The 13,485-nt window shown below is 67.2% G+C and carries 14 protein-coding genes and 2 pseudogenes; 10 read left to right on the top strand and 6 right to left on the bottom strand.

From position 1 onward, the window contains the following. The first annotated feature begins 7 nt into the window (after positions 1-7). From SK095_RS09185 to SK095_RS09165, 5 genes and pseudogenes are all read left to right on the top strand, one after another. A complete protein-coding gene (locus SK095_RS09185) occupies positions 8-691 on the top strand; it encodes a 6-phosphogluconolactonase (RefSeq protein WP_201485676.1) in 684 nt (227 codons plus the stop codon). Positions 692-813: 122 nt separating this feature from the next. Then, positions 814-2,625, top strand: coding sequence for a phosphogluconate dehydratase (gene edd, locus SK095_RS09180; protein ID WP_320548883.1), 1,812 nt, complete (start codon positions 814-816; stop codon positions 2,623-2,625). Positions 2,626-2,627: 2 nt separating this feature from the next. Beyond that, the gene (locus SK095_RS09175) at positions 2,628-3,278 is read left to right on the top strand and encodes a bifunctional 4-hydroxy-2-oxoglutarate aldolase/2-dehydro-3-deoxy-phosphogluconate aldolase (protein WP_320548882.1); all 651 of its coding nucleotides are present in this window, start codon (positions 2,628-2,630) and stop codon (positions 3,276-3,278) included. Continuing rightward, positions 3,275-3,718, top strand: coding sequence for an acyl-CoA thioesterase (locus SK095_RS09170; RefSeq protein WP_201485675.1), 444 nt, complete (start codon positions 3,275-3,277; stop codon positions 3,716-3,718). The genes SK095_RS09175 and SK095_RS09170 overlap by 4 nt, the downstream gene beginning before the upstream one ends. 13 nt (positions 3,719-3,731) lie before the next feature. Continuing rightward, positions 3,732-4,083: pseudogene (locus tag SK095_RS09165) on the top strand (keto-hydroxyglutarate-aldolase/keto-deoxy-phosphogluconate aldolase); the annotation flags it as partial. Between the two features lie 21 nt (positions 4,084-4,104). Here the strand turns inward: SK095_RS09165 and SK095_RS21740 are convergent. The 5 genes and pseudogenes from SK095_RS21740 to SK095_RS09145 form a co-directional block, all read right to left on the bottom strand. After that, positions 4,105-4,251 (bottom strand): annotated as a pseudogene (locus SK095_RS21740) (calcium-binding protein); the annotation flags it as partial. Further along, positions 4,206-4,502: a hypothetical protein gene (locus SK095_RS09160; RefSeq protein ID WP_136488766.1), complete on the bottom strand. Its 297-nt coding sequence runs from the start codon at positions 4,500-4,502 to the stop codon at positions 4,206-4,208. The gene SK095_RS09160 and the pseudogene SK095_RS21740, both read right to left, overlap by 46 nt. Positions 4,503-5,206: 704 nt before the next feature. Continuing rightward, positions 5,207-5,512 carry a hypothetical protein gene (locus SK095_RS09155; protein WP_136488765.1) on the bottom strand — a complete coding sequence of 102 codons (306 nt, stop codon included), beginning with the start codon at positions 5,510-5,512 and terminating at the stop codon, positions 5,207-5,209. Beyond that, positions 5,509-6,309: a hypothetical protein gene (locus SK095_RS09150; RefSeq protein ID WP_136488764.1), complete on the bottom strand. Its 801-nt coding sequence runs from the start codon at positions 6,307-6,309 to the stop codon at positions 5,509-5,511. Before SK095_RS09150 ends, SK095_RS09155 begins: the two co-directional genes overlap by 4 nt. Continuing rightward, positions 6,306-6,494 (bottom strand): hypothetical protein, encoded by a 189-nt coding sequence (locus SK095_RS09145; RefSeq protein ID WP_136488763.1) that lies wholly within the window; start codon positions 6,492-6,494, stop codon positions 6,306-6,308. The genes SK095_RS09150 and SK095_RS09145 overlap by 4 nt, the downstream gene beginning before the upstream one ends. Positions 6,495-6,901: 407 nt before the next feature. On the opposite strand from SK095_RS09145, the gene SK095_RS09140 reads away from it, so the two are divergent. After that, positions 6,902-7,882 (top strand): tRNA dihydrouridine synthase, encoded by a 981-nt coding sequence (locus tag SK095_RS09140; protein WP_320548655.1) that lies wholly within the window; start codon positions 6,902-6,904, stop codon positions 7,880-7,882. A 53-nt stretch (positions 7,883-7,935) separates the two neighbouring features. Here the strand turns inward: SK095_RS09140 and SK095_RS09135 are convergent, their stop codons facing one another. Then, positions 7,936-8,811, bottom strand: a complete 876-nt coding sequence (locus SK095_RS09135; protein WP_320548654.1) for a LysR family transcriptional regulator — start codon at positions 8,809-8,811, stop codon at positions 7,936-7,938. A gap of 123 nt (positions 8,812-8,934) precedes the next feature. On the opposite strand from SK095_RS09135, the gene leuC reads away from it, so the two are divergent. The 4 genes from leuC (at position 8,935) to asd (ending at position 13,349) form a co-directional block, all read left to right on the top strand. Continuing rightward, complete coding sequence (gene leuC, locus SK095_RS09130; protein WP_136488760.1) at positions 8,935-10,359, top strand: 3-isopropylmalate dehydratase large subunit; 1,425 nt, start codon at positions 8,935-8,937, stop codon at positions 10,357-10,359. An 11-nt stretch (positions 10,360-10,370) separates the two neighbouring features. Then, positions 10,371-11,018, top strand: a complete 648-nt coding sequence (leuD, locus tag SK095_RS09125) for a 3-isopropylmalate dehydratase small subunit (protein WP_136488759.1) — start codon at positions 10,371-10,373, stop codon at positions 11,016-11,018. Between the two features lie 75 nt (positions 11,019-11,093). After that, a complete protein-coding gene (leuB, locus tag SK095_RS09120; protein ID WP_136488758.1) occupies positions 11,094-12,176 on the top strand; it encodes a 3-isopropylmalate dehydrogenase in 1,083 nt (360 codons plus the stop codon). A 60-nt stretch (positions 12,177-12,236) separates the two neighbouring features. After that, complete coding sequence (asd, locus tag SK095_RS09115; RefSeq protein WP_136488757.1) at positions 12,237-13,349, top strand: aspartate-semialdehyde dehydrogenase; 1,113 nt, start codon at positions 12,237-12,239, stop codon at positions 13,347-13,349. Positions 13,350-13,485 lie beyond the last annotated feature (136 nt).

Here is a 13,485-nt window from a genome sequence, read left to right as displayed (position 1 = left end):
CGTTGCCATGGATTCCCCCCGTTTCATCGTCCACCCCGACCGCGCCAGCTGCGCGCGCAGCCTGGCCGCGGAGCTGGGCGCGCGCCTGGGTGCGGCCCGGCAGGCCGGGGCGCCGGCGCGTCTGCTGCTGCCCGGCGGACAGAGCCCGCTGCCGCTGCTCGAGCAACTGGCCGGCGAGGCGCTGGACTGGACGCGCATCGAGCTGTCGCCAAGCGACGAGCGCTGGGTGGCGGCCGACGACCCGGCCAGCAACCTGCGCCTGCTGCACGGCACCCTGCCGCAGGCGCGCGCTCTCGACCCGCGCCAGGGCGACAGCCCGGAGGCGGCGGCCTGCGCCTGGGGTCAGCGACTGGCTGGCTGGCTGCCGCTGACCGCGACCCTGCTGGGCATGGGCGAGGACGGCCACATCGCCTCGCTGTTTCCCGGCATGCCGGGCCTGGCTGCCGCGCTGGATGCCCAGGCCGCGCCGGCCGCGCTGGTCGGCCTGGCGCCGGTCGAGCCGCGGACGCGCCTCACCCCGAACCTGGCGCTGCTGCTGGCCAGCGACTGGCTGGGCCTGCTGGTGTTCGGCGCGGCCAAGCGTGCGTTGCTCGAGGCGGTGCTGACCGATGCGCCCGCCGTGCGCGAGCTGCCGGTGGCCGCGCTGGCGCGCGCAGCCGGCGCCCGCCTGCAGATCCACTGGGCGCCCTGAGCCGGCAAGCACGACGAGCGCACTCGGGTATTCGCGCTGCTGGTAAACTGGCGGCCTGACCGGACGAAGCCTGTTGCGCCGCAGCAGGCCCGTCCCCGCAACCCTGTCGAGGAGTCGCCATGCTGCATCCCGTTGTCGAGGCGGTCACCGCGCGCATCGAGGCGCGTTCGGCCGTGCGCCGTGCGCGCTATCTGGCGCGGGTCGACGAGGCCGCCGCCCGCGAGCCGCGCCGGCAGATCGGCTGCTCCAACCTGGCCCACGCACTGGCCGCGCAGCCCCGCGACGCGCAACTGATCATGCGCCAGGGCGGCTCGCCGCACATCGCCATCGTCTCCAGCTACAACGACCTGCTCTCCGCCCACCAGCCGCTGCACGACTATCCCGGGCAGCTCAAGGTCGCCCTGGCGCGGGTCGGCGCCACCGCACAGTTCGCCGCCGGGGTGCCGGCCATGTGCGACGGCATCACCCAGGGCGAGGCAGGGATGCAGCTGTCGCTGTTCTCCCGCGACCTGATCGCCCAGGCCGCCGCCATCGGCCTGACCCACGGCATCTTCGACGGCGGCCTGTACCTGGGCGTGTGCGACAAGATCGTCCCGGGCCTGTTGATCGGCGCGCTGCGCTTCGGCCACCTGCCGGCGGTGTTCGTGCCGGCGGGGCCGATGCCCTCGGGGCTTTCCAACAGCGAGAAGGCCGCGGTACGCCAGCGCTACGCGCGCGGCGAGGCGAGCCGCGAGGAGCTGCTCGAGGCCGAGCTGGGCGCCTACCACGCAGCGGGCACCTGCACCTTCTACGGCACCGCCAACACCAACCAGCTGCTGATGGAGGCCATGGGCCTGCACGTGCCGGGCAGCGCCTTCGCCCCGCCGGAGTCGGCGCTGCGCCCGCATCTCACCGCCGAGGCGGCGCGTCTGGTGGCGCGCAACAGCCGCCAGGGCGAGCGCTGGCTGCCGCTCGGCCGCCAGGTGGACGCGCGGGTGCTGGTCAACGCCGTGGCGGCGCTGCTGGCCAGCGGCGGCTCGACCAACCACGGCCTGCACCTGCCGGCCATCGCCCGCGCGGCCGGCTTTGATCTGCTCTGGGAGGACTTCGCCGAACTGTCGAAGGTGGTGCCGCTGCTCGCCCGCGTCTATCCCAACGGCAAGGCCGACGTGAACCAGTTCCAGGCCGCCGGCGGCCCGGCGTGGATCATCCGCGAGCTGCTCGGCGGCGGCCTGATGCACGGCGAGGTGGCCACCGTGGCCGGCGAGTCGCTGGCCGACTACGCCCGCGAGCCCTGGCTGGACGCCGGCCGGCTGGCCTGGCGCGAGCTGCCGGTGCAGAGTCCGGCGCCGGACATCGTCCGCCCGCTGGCCGCGCCCTTCGCCCCCGAAGGCGGCCTGGTGCTGCTCGCCGGCAACCTCGGCCGCGCCCAGCTGAAGACCTCGGCGGTCGATCCGGCGCACTGGCGGGTGCGCGCGCCGGTGCGGGTGTTCGACAGCGAGGCGGCGGTGCAGCGGGCCTACCAGGCCGGAGAGTTGCAGGGCGATCTGGTGCTGGTGGTGCGCTTCCAGGGCCCGCGGGCCAACGGCATGCCCGAGCTGCACAAGCTGATGCCGCTGCTGGCCAACCTGCAGGCGGCCGGCCAGCAGGTCGCGCTGGTCACCGACGGCCGGCTGTCCGGCGCCTCCGGCCAGGTGCCGGCGGCGCTGCACCTGACCCCCGAGGCGGCGGCCGGCGGGCCGCTGGCCCGGCTGCGCGACGGCGATCTGGTCGAGGTCGACGCCGTGCGCGGCGTGCTGGCCGTCGAGGCGCATCAGGAAGAGTGGGCGGCGCGTGCGCCCGCCGTGCCGAGCCAGCCGCAGGCGGCCGGCTACGGCCTGGAGTTGTTCAATCTGCAGCGGCGGCTGGCGGGGCCGGCCGACCGCGGCGCATCGATCCTGGACTGGGAGGAATGAAGATGGTGTTGACGATGGATGACGTGCTCAAGCGGGCACGCCCGGTCCTGCCGGTGCTGGTGATCGAGGATGCGGGCCTCGCGGTCGATCTGGCCCGCGCGCTGTACGCCGGCGGCATCGAGGTGCTGGAAGTGACCCTGCGCACGCCGCGTGCGCTGGAGGCGCTGGCGGCGATCCGCCGCGAACTGCCGCAGCTGCTGGTCGGCGCCGGCACCCTGATCCATGCCGCGCAGTTCGCCGAGGCGCGCGATGCCGGGGCGCAGTTCGCGGTCAGCCCGGGTCTTACCGAGCGCCTGGCCGATGCCGCCGAGGACGCCGGCCTGCCGTACCTGCCGGGGGTGATGACGCCCTCGGAGGTGCTGTTCGCCATCGAGAAGGGCTACCGCTCGCTCAAGCTGTTCCCGGCCAACGGCGATGTCAGCGTGAAGATGCTGAAGAGCTTCAAGGAGCCGTTCAACGGCATCCGCTTCTGCCCGACCGGCGGGATCAACCAGGACAACCTGCTGACCTTCCTGCGTCTGCCCAACGTCGCCTGCGTCGGCGGCACCTGGGTGGCGCCGAGCAGCCTGGTGCGCGCGCGCGCCTGGGACCAGATCGCCCAGCTGGCCCAGGAGGCCTGCGATCTGGCTGCCAGCCTGGAGCGCGGTGCGTGAGCTGGGAGCGGCCGGCGCCGTTCGTGCTGGACATCAAGGTCGGCACCGAACACATCGACGAGTTCGCCCACGTCAACAACGCGGTCTACGTCGGCTGGCTGGAGCAGTGCGCCTGGGCGCACTCGCGCTCGCTCGGCCTGACCCTCGACGACTACCGGCGCCTGGACCGCGGCATGCTGGTGGTGCGCCACGAGATCGACTACCTGGCCGCCGCCCGCGAGGGCGAGCGCCTCGAGCTGGGCACCTGGATCGTCGAGTGCGACGGCCGGCTGAGCATCGCCCGGCAGTTCCAGCTGCGCCGTCCGGCCGACGGCGTCACCCTGCTGCGCGCGCGGACCCGCTTCGTCTGCGCCGAGCTGTCCAGCGGCAGACCGCGGCGCATGCCGGCGGAGTTCGTCGAGCGTTACGGGCGGGCGCTGGTGGTGCCGGCCGCAGAGTGATCGGCGTTGCCGGCGACGGGGCGCGGCGGCAGAGGCGGTCGGCTTGCCCTACCTGCCGGGAGCGATGACGCCGTCCGAGGTGCTGTTCGCCATCGAGAAGGGCTACCGCTCGCTCAAACTGTTCCCGGCCAACGGCGCCACCAGCGTGAAGATGCTGAAAAGCTTCAAGGAGCCGTTCAACGGCATCCGCTTCTGCCCCGAGCGGGTACAACCTGTCGACCTTCCTGCGCCTGCCCAACGTCGCCTGCGTGGGCGGCACCTGGGTGGCGCCGAGCAGCCTGATGCGCGCCCGCGGCTGGGATCAGATCACCCAGCTGGCCCAGGAGGCCTGCGCGCTGTCGGCCAGCCTGGAGCGCGGTGCATGAGCTGGGCGTGCTCGCCGACGATCATTGCCAGTTGGCGGCGATGACCGGAGCGAGCGCCTCCCGGTAGTTTTCGGGCAGGGTGTTTTCCCCCGGCCTTGGCGATGCGAAGGCCGCCATTGCATCTACCAGCGCTTGCACCTGGCTGTCCAGCAGTACGGCGCCGTTGCTGGTTGATCATTCAGCCGACCAGTGTAGTGAGTATCACGTTGGTCAAAGAGGCTTTTCCAGATCAGCATTTCTGCACGGGCCTGGAGCCACGATTCGGTGACTTTGCCGGTATCAGCGCTGACATCGTAGAGATCGAGTTCGCCGTTGGTGTTGTGCTGAGAGTAGTCTGCGCCAATGAGTGAGAAGGGATTAAGCTCGGCAATGGCGTAACGCCAAGAGATGCCTTCGGTATCAGTCTGTCTTGAGTTCATCTACTGACGGCGTTCCTAATCCCAAGTTTGCATAGGGGGCAAAAGAGAATTTGGCTTGCTTGTAGTATTCGGCTGAGTTGCTCATTTTTTACTCTTCGTTGGATTGAAGAAAAACTCTCTTAAAGAGAGCGGTTTCGGAGCTTTCAGATGTTGGTGGGCAGTGAAGATTTGACGGCTCCCATGGGCCTGGAATGTCGCCGCCGCCTCTCCCGTATGATGTCGTTTCGCCTAGTTTCTTGTTGTCTATGCGTCGAATTACTTCATGGTGGTACCGGATGAGACTTGGATTTCCTGTGCGATAGAATTTTTCTTCTGACCGAAAAATATACTCCGTCCCCAATGCGCGCTCTCCTTGGTCAGGTCTGTAGAAGTTAACTTGTCCCCACTGGTTGAATTTTTCCGTCGGCAGTTTTATCGCTTCATAAATCTTGACTCCCCCGTCGACGGCGCACAGTCGCCGGACTTCGGCGTCAGTTGTAATTTGGTCTTGGGTTGGGCATCCCGCCAACACTGGTAGCAGTGCAAGAGAAGCAAGAGAAAACTTCATTTGAAGAAGTCCCAATGATTGTTATAAGGCCGGCCTTCGCGATAGGGTTTCGCAGTCTGTAGCAATAAGTCAGTGCTAAAGAACTGGTCATTACCGTTTGGTGCTGATGCCGCCGAAGATGAAGTAGCTATCTTGGTGATTTTTGAAAAAGATCTGTTCATTTCCAGCATGGATGAGAAAATCCCGCCTTGGCGCCCATGGAGGGGCTGGTCGATGAAGTGCTCACCGGCCTGCCCCGCAGGAGCCCCTGGCGCTGGTTGTAGGCTTTGACGAGTGCGGCGAAGGGGCCTTCACCACGATTGATGTCGGCCGCGCCCAACAGCCAGGTATGCACGAGTTGCACGTCCGGATCGGCGGAATCCCGGGTCCAGATTTCCATCAGTTCGTACGCTCCAGCGTATTGTCCGGCTGAACGCAGGGCTTGCAGTTGGGCCGTTTGGGCAGGAGTCAGGGCAAGGCTCATGGTTTCACCTCCAGTGTGCGTAGAAATTCAATCAGCTTGGGAAAGTGGGTGAGGATGTCGATGGCCAGCGCCTCGTCGGGTGTATCAATCTCGATGTGAAAATCGGTGTTATAGGAGAAATTGCTGCCACAAAGGCTGAAGTAGGTGCCGTCCGGCTTGCCAACAACGTAACAGTAGAAGCGCGGCGGATTCTTGTACCAAGGCGTGCGGATCGCCTCGTCGAGGGGCCAGTAGTGGGTCCTACGCTGGCCGGGCATGTTATGGAAGTGGTTCTCGTTGCAATATTTCACGCCACGGCCTTCATCGCGGACCAGCGGTGTGCATTCGATAACAGGCTTGGTTCCGGCCTTATCTGTCCCCCAGAACGCTGTACCGGTTTCCGAGAACGTCAGCCTGAAGGTTTTCAGTCCCGTGGTGGGCAGGCCATTTTTCTTCCGTATTTCGATTTCTTCATCAACGCTGCGCAGGCTGGGCCAGACGATGTTGGCTTCCACATACTCGCCGTGGTACGGAGGCAAGCCAGCTATGTAATCGCTGGCGATGCGCAGATGGGTGGTGTCGAACTTGCCGTCGCGCTTGCCGAACCACAGGTCCACGGGAATGTTGTCGAAGCGAGAAAAGTCGGAGATGTGACCACGCTGCTCGTACTTCTTTCGATTCTCATAGCCCGGAGGTGGCGAGCCGGGAGGGCGGCTGGCCCGAATTTCCGCGATGTGCTGCTGCCAGCGCACAACGCCGAACACCAGCAGCCCGGCGATGACCGCCAGAACCAGGAGACGAACGCGGCGGCTGCTCATGGCAATGTCCTTGCCGGAATGGCGGTATGCCTGGTCATGCGGAGGGACTTGGCGAGCGCGGTCACCACTGTCCATGTCCAGCCCCGGCGGCCGTTCCGCCTGGCCCACCAGGCGGCGAGCTTGATCGTCCGCAGGCTGGCAAGCAGGAAGGCCCCGATGAAGAACAGGACGGCCAGACCGAGCATTCAGGCGTGCTCCTGTCGTCTGGCGGCGGGACGCGCGGCCGGAGGCCGGATGACACGAAGGTATTGGGACGGGAAGGCGACGGTCGGACCGGCAAAGAGCGTTTCGACCCTGTAGGAGGCAGCATGCTGGAAAGCACGCGCGGAGTCGGGGCCTGCGAGTTTGCGCGTCATGTGAACCATCCTTGTTCATCCCGACTCGGAGGTCGTCGGGGCGCATGCACTTGGTGCGAACCTACGCCATGATGGCGGCATGTTCAAGGCAGCGGAAAGTCGTTGTCGATTGAGCGCTCAAGCCCAGGGTCTGCGCTTGTCGCCTCGCGGCGAGGCTCTGCGAACGGCTGGATGCTTTCGTGCCCGCTCCGTCTTGCTAGAATCCGCGGCCCTGCCTTTCTCCGAGAGCTTCCCCTGTGCAGATTGCCCTGGCGCCCATGGAGGGGCTGGTCGATGAAATCCTCCGCGAGCTGCTGACCGAGGTCGGCGGCGTCGACTGGTGTGTCAGCGAGTTCGTGCGTGTCTGCGACCGCCTGCTGCCGCTGGCGAGCTTCCGCAAGCTGGCGCCGGAGCTGGACTGCGGCTGGCGCACCGCCGGCGGCACGCCGATGCGCCTGCAGCTGCTCGGCTCCGATCCCGTGTGTCTGGCCGACAACGCGGCCTTCGCCGCCAGCCTGGGTGCGCCGGTGGTCGACCTTAACTTCGGCTGCCCGGCCAAGACGGTCAACAAGTCGCGTGGCGGTGCGGTGCTGCTCAGGGAGCCCGAGCTGCTGCACGCCATCGTCCACGAGGTGCGCCGCACTCTGCCGGCCGCTGTGCCGGTCACCGCGAAGATGCGCCTGGGCTACGACAGCCCGGACGCTGCGCTGGACTGCGCCCGCGCCCTGGCCGAGGGCGGCGCTGCCATGCTGGTAGTACACGCGCGCACCAAGCTCGACGGCTACAGGCCGCCGGCGCACTGGGAATGGGTGGCGCGGGTGCAGGAGGTGGTCGACATCCCGGTCTATGCCAATGGCGAGATCTGGACGGTCGACGACTGGCGGCGCTGCCGCGAGGTCAGCGGGGCGGACAACATCATGCTGGGGCGCGGGCTGGTGTCGCGTCCCGATCTGGCCCGGCAGATCGCCGCCGCCGAAGCCGGGCGCGAGCCGGCCCCGCTGGGCTGGGACGAGCTGCAGCCGCTGCTGCAGCTGTTCTGGCGCAAGGCGCGGCAGAAGCTGGCGCCGCGCTACGCGCCGGGGCGGCTCAAGCAGTGGCTGGCGATGCTGACGCGCAGCTATCCCGAGGCGCAGGCGCTGTTCGACAGCATTCGCCGTGACAACGATTGTGCGCGGCTGGATGCGTTGTTCGGGCTGTGCGCCGGGGAGTTGCTCAGCACCGAGGCCGTCCCCGCGTAGGGTGCGCCGCGCGCACCGCTCAAGGCGTCGGCTCCCGGTGCGCGCGGCGCACCCTACGGATTTCCCGCGCGATCCAGCAGCTGCATGAACGCCCGCGCCGCATTGGACAGGGTGCGCTCGGTGTGCACGATGTAGCCGAGCTGGCGGCTCAGCTGGATGCCTTCCAGCGGCAGGCGCTTCACCTGCTCGTCGAGCATGGTGCGCGGCAGCACGCTCCAGGCGATGCCGATCGACACCAGCATCTTGATGGTCTCCAGGTAGTTGGTGCTCATGCTCACGTTGGGTTTGAGCCCGGCCTGCTCGAACAGGCCCTGGACGATATGGTGGGTGAAGGTGTTCTCGCCGGGGAACACCGCGGCATGGCGCGCTACCTCGGCCAGGCTCACCGGTCCGCCGTGGGCCAGCGGGTGCTCGGGGGCGGCGACGAAGTCCAGCGGGTCGTCCCACACCGGCACCGCGCGCACCGGCGCGGCGGTATGCGGGGCGAGGGTGATCACCGCCAGCTCGGTGCGTCCGTGCAGCACCTCTTCATAGGCCACCTCCGAGTCGAGGAAGCGGATGTCCAGCGCCACCTGCGGGTGGGCGCGGGTAAAGGCGCGCAATAAAGGCGGCAGACGATGCAGGCCGATGTGGTGACTGGTGGCCAGGGTCAGCCGGCCGCCGATGGCGCCGTTGAGGTTGCTCAGTGCGCGGCGGGTGTCGTCCAGCACGCCGAGCACCTGGCGCGCACGCGGCAGCAGGGCGCGGCCGGCTTCTGTCAGGCTGACCTCGCGGCCGATGCGGTCGAACAGCCGCGCATTCAGCTGCTGCTCCAGCGCGGCGATGCGCTTGCTGACCGCCGGCTGGGTCAGGTGCAGGCGCTCGCCGGCGGCCGAGAAGCTGCCGGTTTCGGCGATGGCGATGAAGGTGTCGAGGCTGGCCAGGTCCATGTTCGGATTCCATCGGGTTATCCAAAGCATGAAAAATATGAATTTGCTTCATCGGTGGCAAGCCCATAGGATCGACCGCACAAGCCCTGTGGGCATACAGCAACAACCGATGAGGAACACCCCGTGGCCGGCAAGACGCTTTACGACAAGCTCTGGGACATGCACCTGGTCAAGCAGCGCGACGATGGTTCGGCGCTGATCTATATCGACCGCCAGATCCTCCACGAAGTGACCTCGCCGCAGGCCTTCGAGGGCCTGCGCCTGGCCGGCCGCAAGCCGTGGCGCGTCGACGCCAACATCGCCACCCCGGACCACAACGTGCCGACCACCAAGGCCGAGCGCCAGGGCGGCCTGGAGTCGATCCACGACGAGGTGTCGCGCCTGCAGGTGCAGACCCTCGACGAGAACTGCGACGACTTCGGCATCCTCGAATTCAAGATGAACGACGTGCGCCAGGGCATCGTCCACGTGGTCGGCCCGGAGCAGGGCGCCACCCTGCCGGGCATGACCGTGGTCTGCGGCGACTCGCACACCTCCACCCACGGCGCCTTCGGCGCGCTGGCCCACGGCATCGGCACCTCCGAGGTCGAGCACGTGCTGGCGACCCAGTGCCTGGTGGCCAAGAAGATGAAGAACATGCGGGTGAACGTGGAGGGCCAACTGCCCGCCGGCGTCACCGCCAAGGACATCGTGCTGGCGATCATCGGCAAGATCGGCACCGCCGGCGGCAACGGCCATGCCCTGGAGTTCGCCGGCAGCGCGATCCGCGAGCTGTCGATGGAAGGCCGCATGACCATCTGCAACATGGCCATCGAGGCCGGCGCCCGCGTCGGCCTGGTCGCCGTCGACGAGAAGACTATCGCCTACGTCGAAGGCCGCACCTTCGCGCCCAAGGGCGCCGACTGGGATGCCGCCGTGGCGCAGTGGAAGGGCCTGGTGTCCGACGCCGACGCCCACTTCGACACCGTGGTCGAGCTGAAGGCCGAAGAGATCAAGCCGCAGGTCAGCTGGGGCACCTCGCCGGAAATGGTCCTGCCGGTCGATGCGAGCGTGCCGAACCCGGCCAACGAGGCCGATCCGGTCAAGCGCGACTCCATCGTCCGCGCGCTCAAGTACATGGGCCTGACCGCCGACCAGCCGATCACCACCATCAAGCTGGACCGCGTGTTCATCGGTTCCTGCACCAACTCGCGCATCGAGGACCTGCGCGCCGCCGCCGAGGTGGCCAAGGGTCGCAAGGTCGCCGCCACCGTCAAGCAGGCGCTGGTGGTGCCGGGCTCCGGCCTGGTCAAGGCGCAGGCCGAGGCCGAGGGGCTGGACAAGATCTTCATCGAGGCCGGCTTCGAGTGGCGCGAGCCGGGCTGCTCCATGTGCCTGGCGATGAACCCGGACCGCCTGGAGAGCGGCGAGCACTGCGCTTCCACCTCCAACCGCAACTTCGAGGGCCGTCAGGGCGCCGGTGGCCGTACCCACCTGGTCAGTCCGGCCATGGCCGCCGCCGCCGCGGTGACCGGTCACTTCGTCGATGTGCGCGAGCTGCTGAACTGAGGATTGCCTGAATGAAAGCCTTTACCCAACACACCGGCCTGGTCTGCCCGCTGGATCGCGCCAACGTCGACACCGACCAGATCATTCCCAAGCAGTTTCTCAAGTCGATCAAGCGCACCGGCTTCGGCCCCAACCTGTTCGACGAGTGGCGCTACCTGGACGTCGGCCAGCCGAACCAGGACTGCAGCAAGCGTCCGGTCAACCAGGACTTCGTGCTGAACTTCCCGCGCTACCAGGGCGCCAGCGTGCTGCTGGCCCGCGAGAACTTCGGCTGCGGCTCCTCCCGCGAGCACGCCCCGTGGGCGCTCGAGGAATACGGCTTCCGCACCATCATCGCGCCGAGCTACGCCGACATCTTCTTCAACAACAGCTTCAAGAACGGCCTGCTGCCGATCATCCTACCGGAAGCGGAAGTGGACGAGCTGTTCAAGCAGTGCGAGGCCAGCGAGGGCTACCAGCTGACCGTCGACCTGGCGGCGCAGACCGTGACCCGCCCGGACGGCAAGGTGCTGAGCTTCGAGATCGATCCGTTCCGCAAGCACTGCCTGCTCAACGGCCTGGACGACATCGGCCTGACCCTGCAGGACGCCGACGCGATCCGCGCGTTCGAGGAAAAGCACCAGCAGGCCAGCCCCTGGCTGTTCGGCGCGATCAAGTGAGTAGGGTGCGCTGTGCGCACCACTGGATGAAACGCAAGGTGCGCGCGGCGCACCCTACGAAATGTTGAGGACAGCATGAGCAAGCAGATTCTGGTTTTCCCGGGTGACGGCATCGGTCCGGAAATCGTCGCCGAAGCGGTCAAGGTGCTGGAAGTCGCCAACGACAAGTACGCCCTGGGCTTCGAGCTGAGCTACGACGAGCTGGGCGGCGCCGCCTACGAGAAGTACGGCAGCCCGCTGGCCGACGAGACCCTGGAGCGCGCCCGCAAGGCCGACGCCATCCTGCTCGGCGCCGTCGGCGGCCCGCAGTGGGACAACCTCGATCGTCCGCTGCGTCCGGAAATGGGCCTGCTGAAGATCCGCTCGCAGCTGGGCCTGTTCGGCAACCTGCGTCCGGCGCTGCTCTACCCGCAGCTGGCCGGCGCCTCGACCCTCAAGCCGGAAATCGTTGCCGGCCTGGACATCCTCATCGTCCGCGAGCTGACCGGCGGCATCTACTTCGGCAGCCCGCGCGAAAGCCGCGTGCTGGAGAATGGCGAGCGCATGGCGTTCGACACCCTGCCGTACAGCGAGAGCGAGATCCGCCGCATCGCCAAGGTCGGTTTCGACATGGCCATGCTGCGCAACAAGAAGCTGTGCTCGGTGGACAAGGCCAACGTGCTGGAGTCCAGCCGTCTGTGGCGCGCCGTGGTCGAGGAAGTGGCCAAGGACTATCCGGAGGTCGAGCTGTCGCACATGTACGTCGACAACGCCGCCATGCAGCTGGTCCGTGCGCCCAAGCAGTTCGACGTGATCGTCACCGACAACATGTTCGGCGACATCCTGTCGGACGAGGCCTCCATGCTCACCGGCTCGATCGGCATGCTGCCGTCGGCCTCGCTGGACGCCAACAACAAGGGCATGTACGAGCCGTGCCACGGCTCGGCGCCGGACATCGCCGGCAAGGGCATCGCCAACCCGCTGGCCACCATCCTCTCGGTGTCGATGATGCTGCGCTACAGCTTCGCCCAGGTCGAGGCGGCCAACGCCATCGAGCAGGCGGTCAGCAACGTGCTGGACCAGGGCCTGCGCACCGGCGACATCTGGTCGGAAGGCTGCCAGAAGGTCGGTACCCGCGAGATGGGCGATGCGGTAGTCGCCGCGCTGCGGAATCTGTAAGCTGTCCGGGAGCCGCCCCGTCGCGGGCGGCCCCACTTTTTCGAGAAAGGTGTAGTTGCGATGAAGCGTGTAGGTCTTGTCGGTTGGCGCGGTATGGTGGGTTCCGTGCTCATGCAGCGGATGCTGGAAGAGCGCGATTTCGACCTGATCGAGCCGGTGTTCTTCACCACCTCCAACGTGGGTGGCCAGGGTCCGTCGATCGGCAAGGACATTGCCCCGCTGAAGGATGCCTACAGCATCGACGAACTGAAGACCCTCGACGTGATCCTCACCTGCCAGGGTGGCGACTACACCAGCGAAGTATTCCCCAAGCTGCGCGAAGCCGGCTGGCAGGGCTACTGGATCGACGCGGCCTCCAGCCTGCGCATGAACGATGACTCGGTGATCGTCCTCGATCCGGTCAACCGCAAGGTCATCGACCAGTCGCTGGACAACGGGGTGAAGAACTACATCGGCGGCAACTGCACCGTCAGCCTGATGCTGATGGCTCTCGGCGGCCTGTACGAGGCCGGTCTGGTCGAGTGGATGAGCGCCATGACCTACCAGGCGGCTTCCGGCGCCGGCGCGCAGAACATGCGCGAGCTGATCAAGCAGATGGGCGCGATCCACCACGCGGTGGCCGACGATCTGGCCAACCCGGCCAGCGCCATCCTCGACATCGACCGCAAGGTCGCCGAGACCCAGCGCGGCGCCGACTTCCCGGTCGACCACTTCGGCGTGCCGCTGGCCGGCAGCCTGATCCCTTGGATCGACAAGGAGCTGCCCAACGGCCAGAGCCGCGAGGAGTGGAAGGGCCAGGCCGAGACCAACAAGATCCTCGGCCGCAACAAGAGCCCGATCCCGGTCGACGGCCTGTGCGTGCGCATCGGCGCCATGCGCTGCCACAGCCAGGCGCTGACCATCAAGCTGAACAAGGACGTGCCGCTGGCCGACATCGAGGGCCTGATCAGTCAGCACAACCCCTGGGTCAAGCTGGTGCCGAACCAGCGCGAGATCAGCATGCGCGAGCTGAGCCCGACTGCCGTGACCGGCACCCTGAGCGTGCCGGTCGGCCGCCTGCGCAAGCTCAACATGGGCTCGCAGTACCTCGGCGCCTTCACCGTCGGCGACCAGCTGCTGTGGGGTGCGGCCGAACCGCTGCGCCGCATGCTGCGCATCCTGCTGGAGCGTTGAGGGCAGGACGCCAGCGCCCCTGTCGCGATCACAGAAGACCCGCCTCGGCGGGTCTTTTGCTTCATGTCAAAGGCCTGGCAACCAGTCGTCCCTAGAGTCCGCTGGTGCCTATCCAGCGCCTGCCCGGCTCGCTAAA

It is taken from the genome of Pseudomonas sp. AN-1 (assembly GCF_034057115.1).
Classification (GTDB): Bacteria; Pseudomonadota; Gammaproteobacteria; order Pseudomonadales; family Pseudomonadaceae; genus Geopseudomonas.
This window is presented reverse-complemented; position numbering and strand designations above follow the sequence as displayed.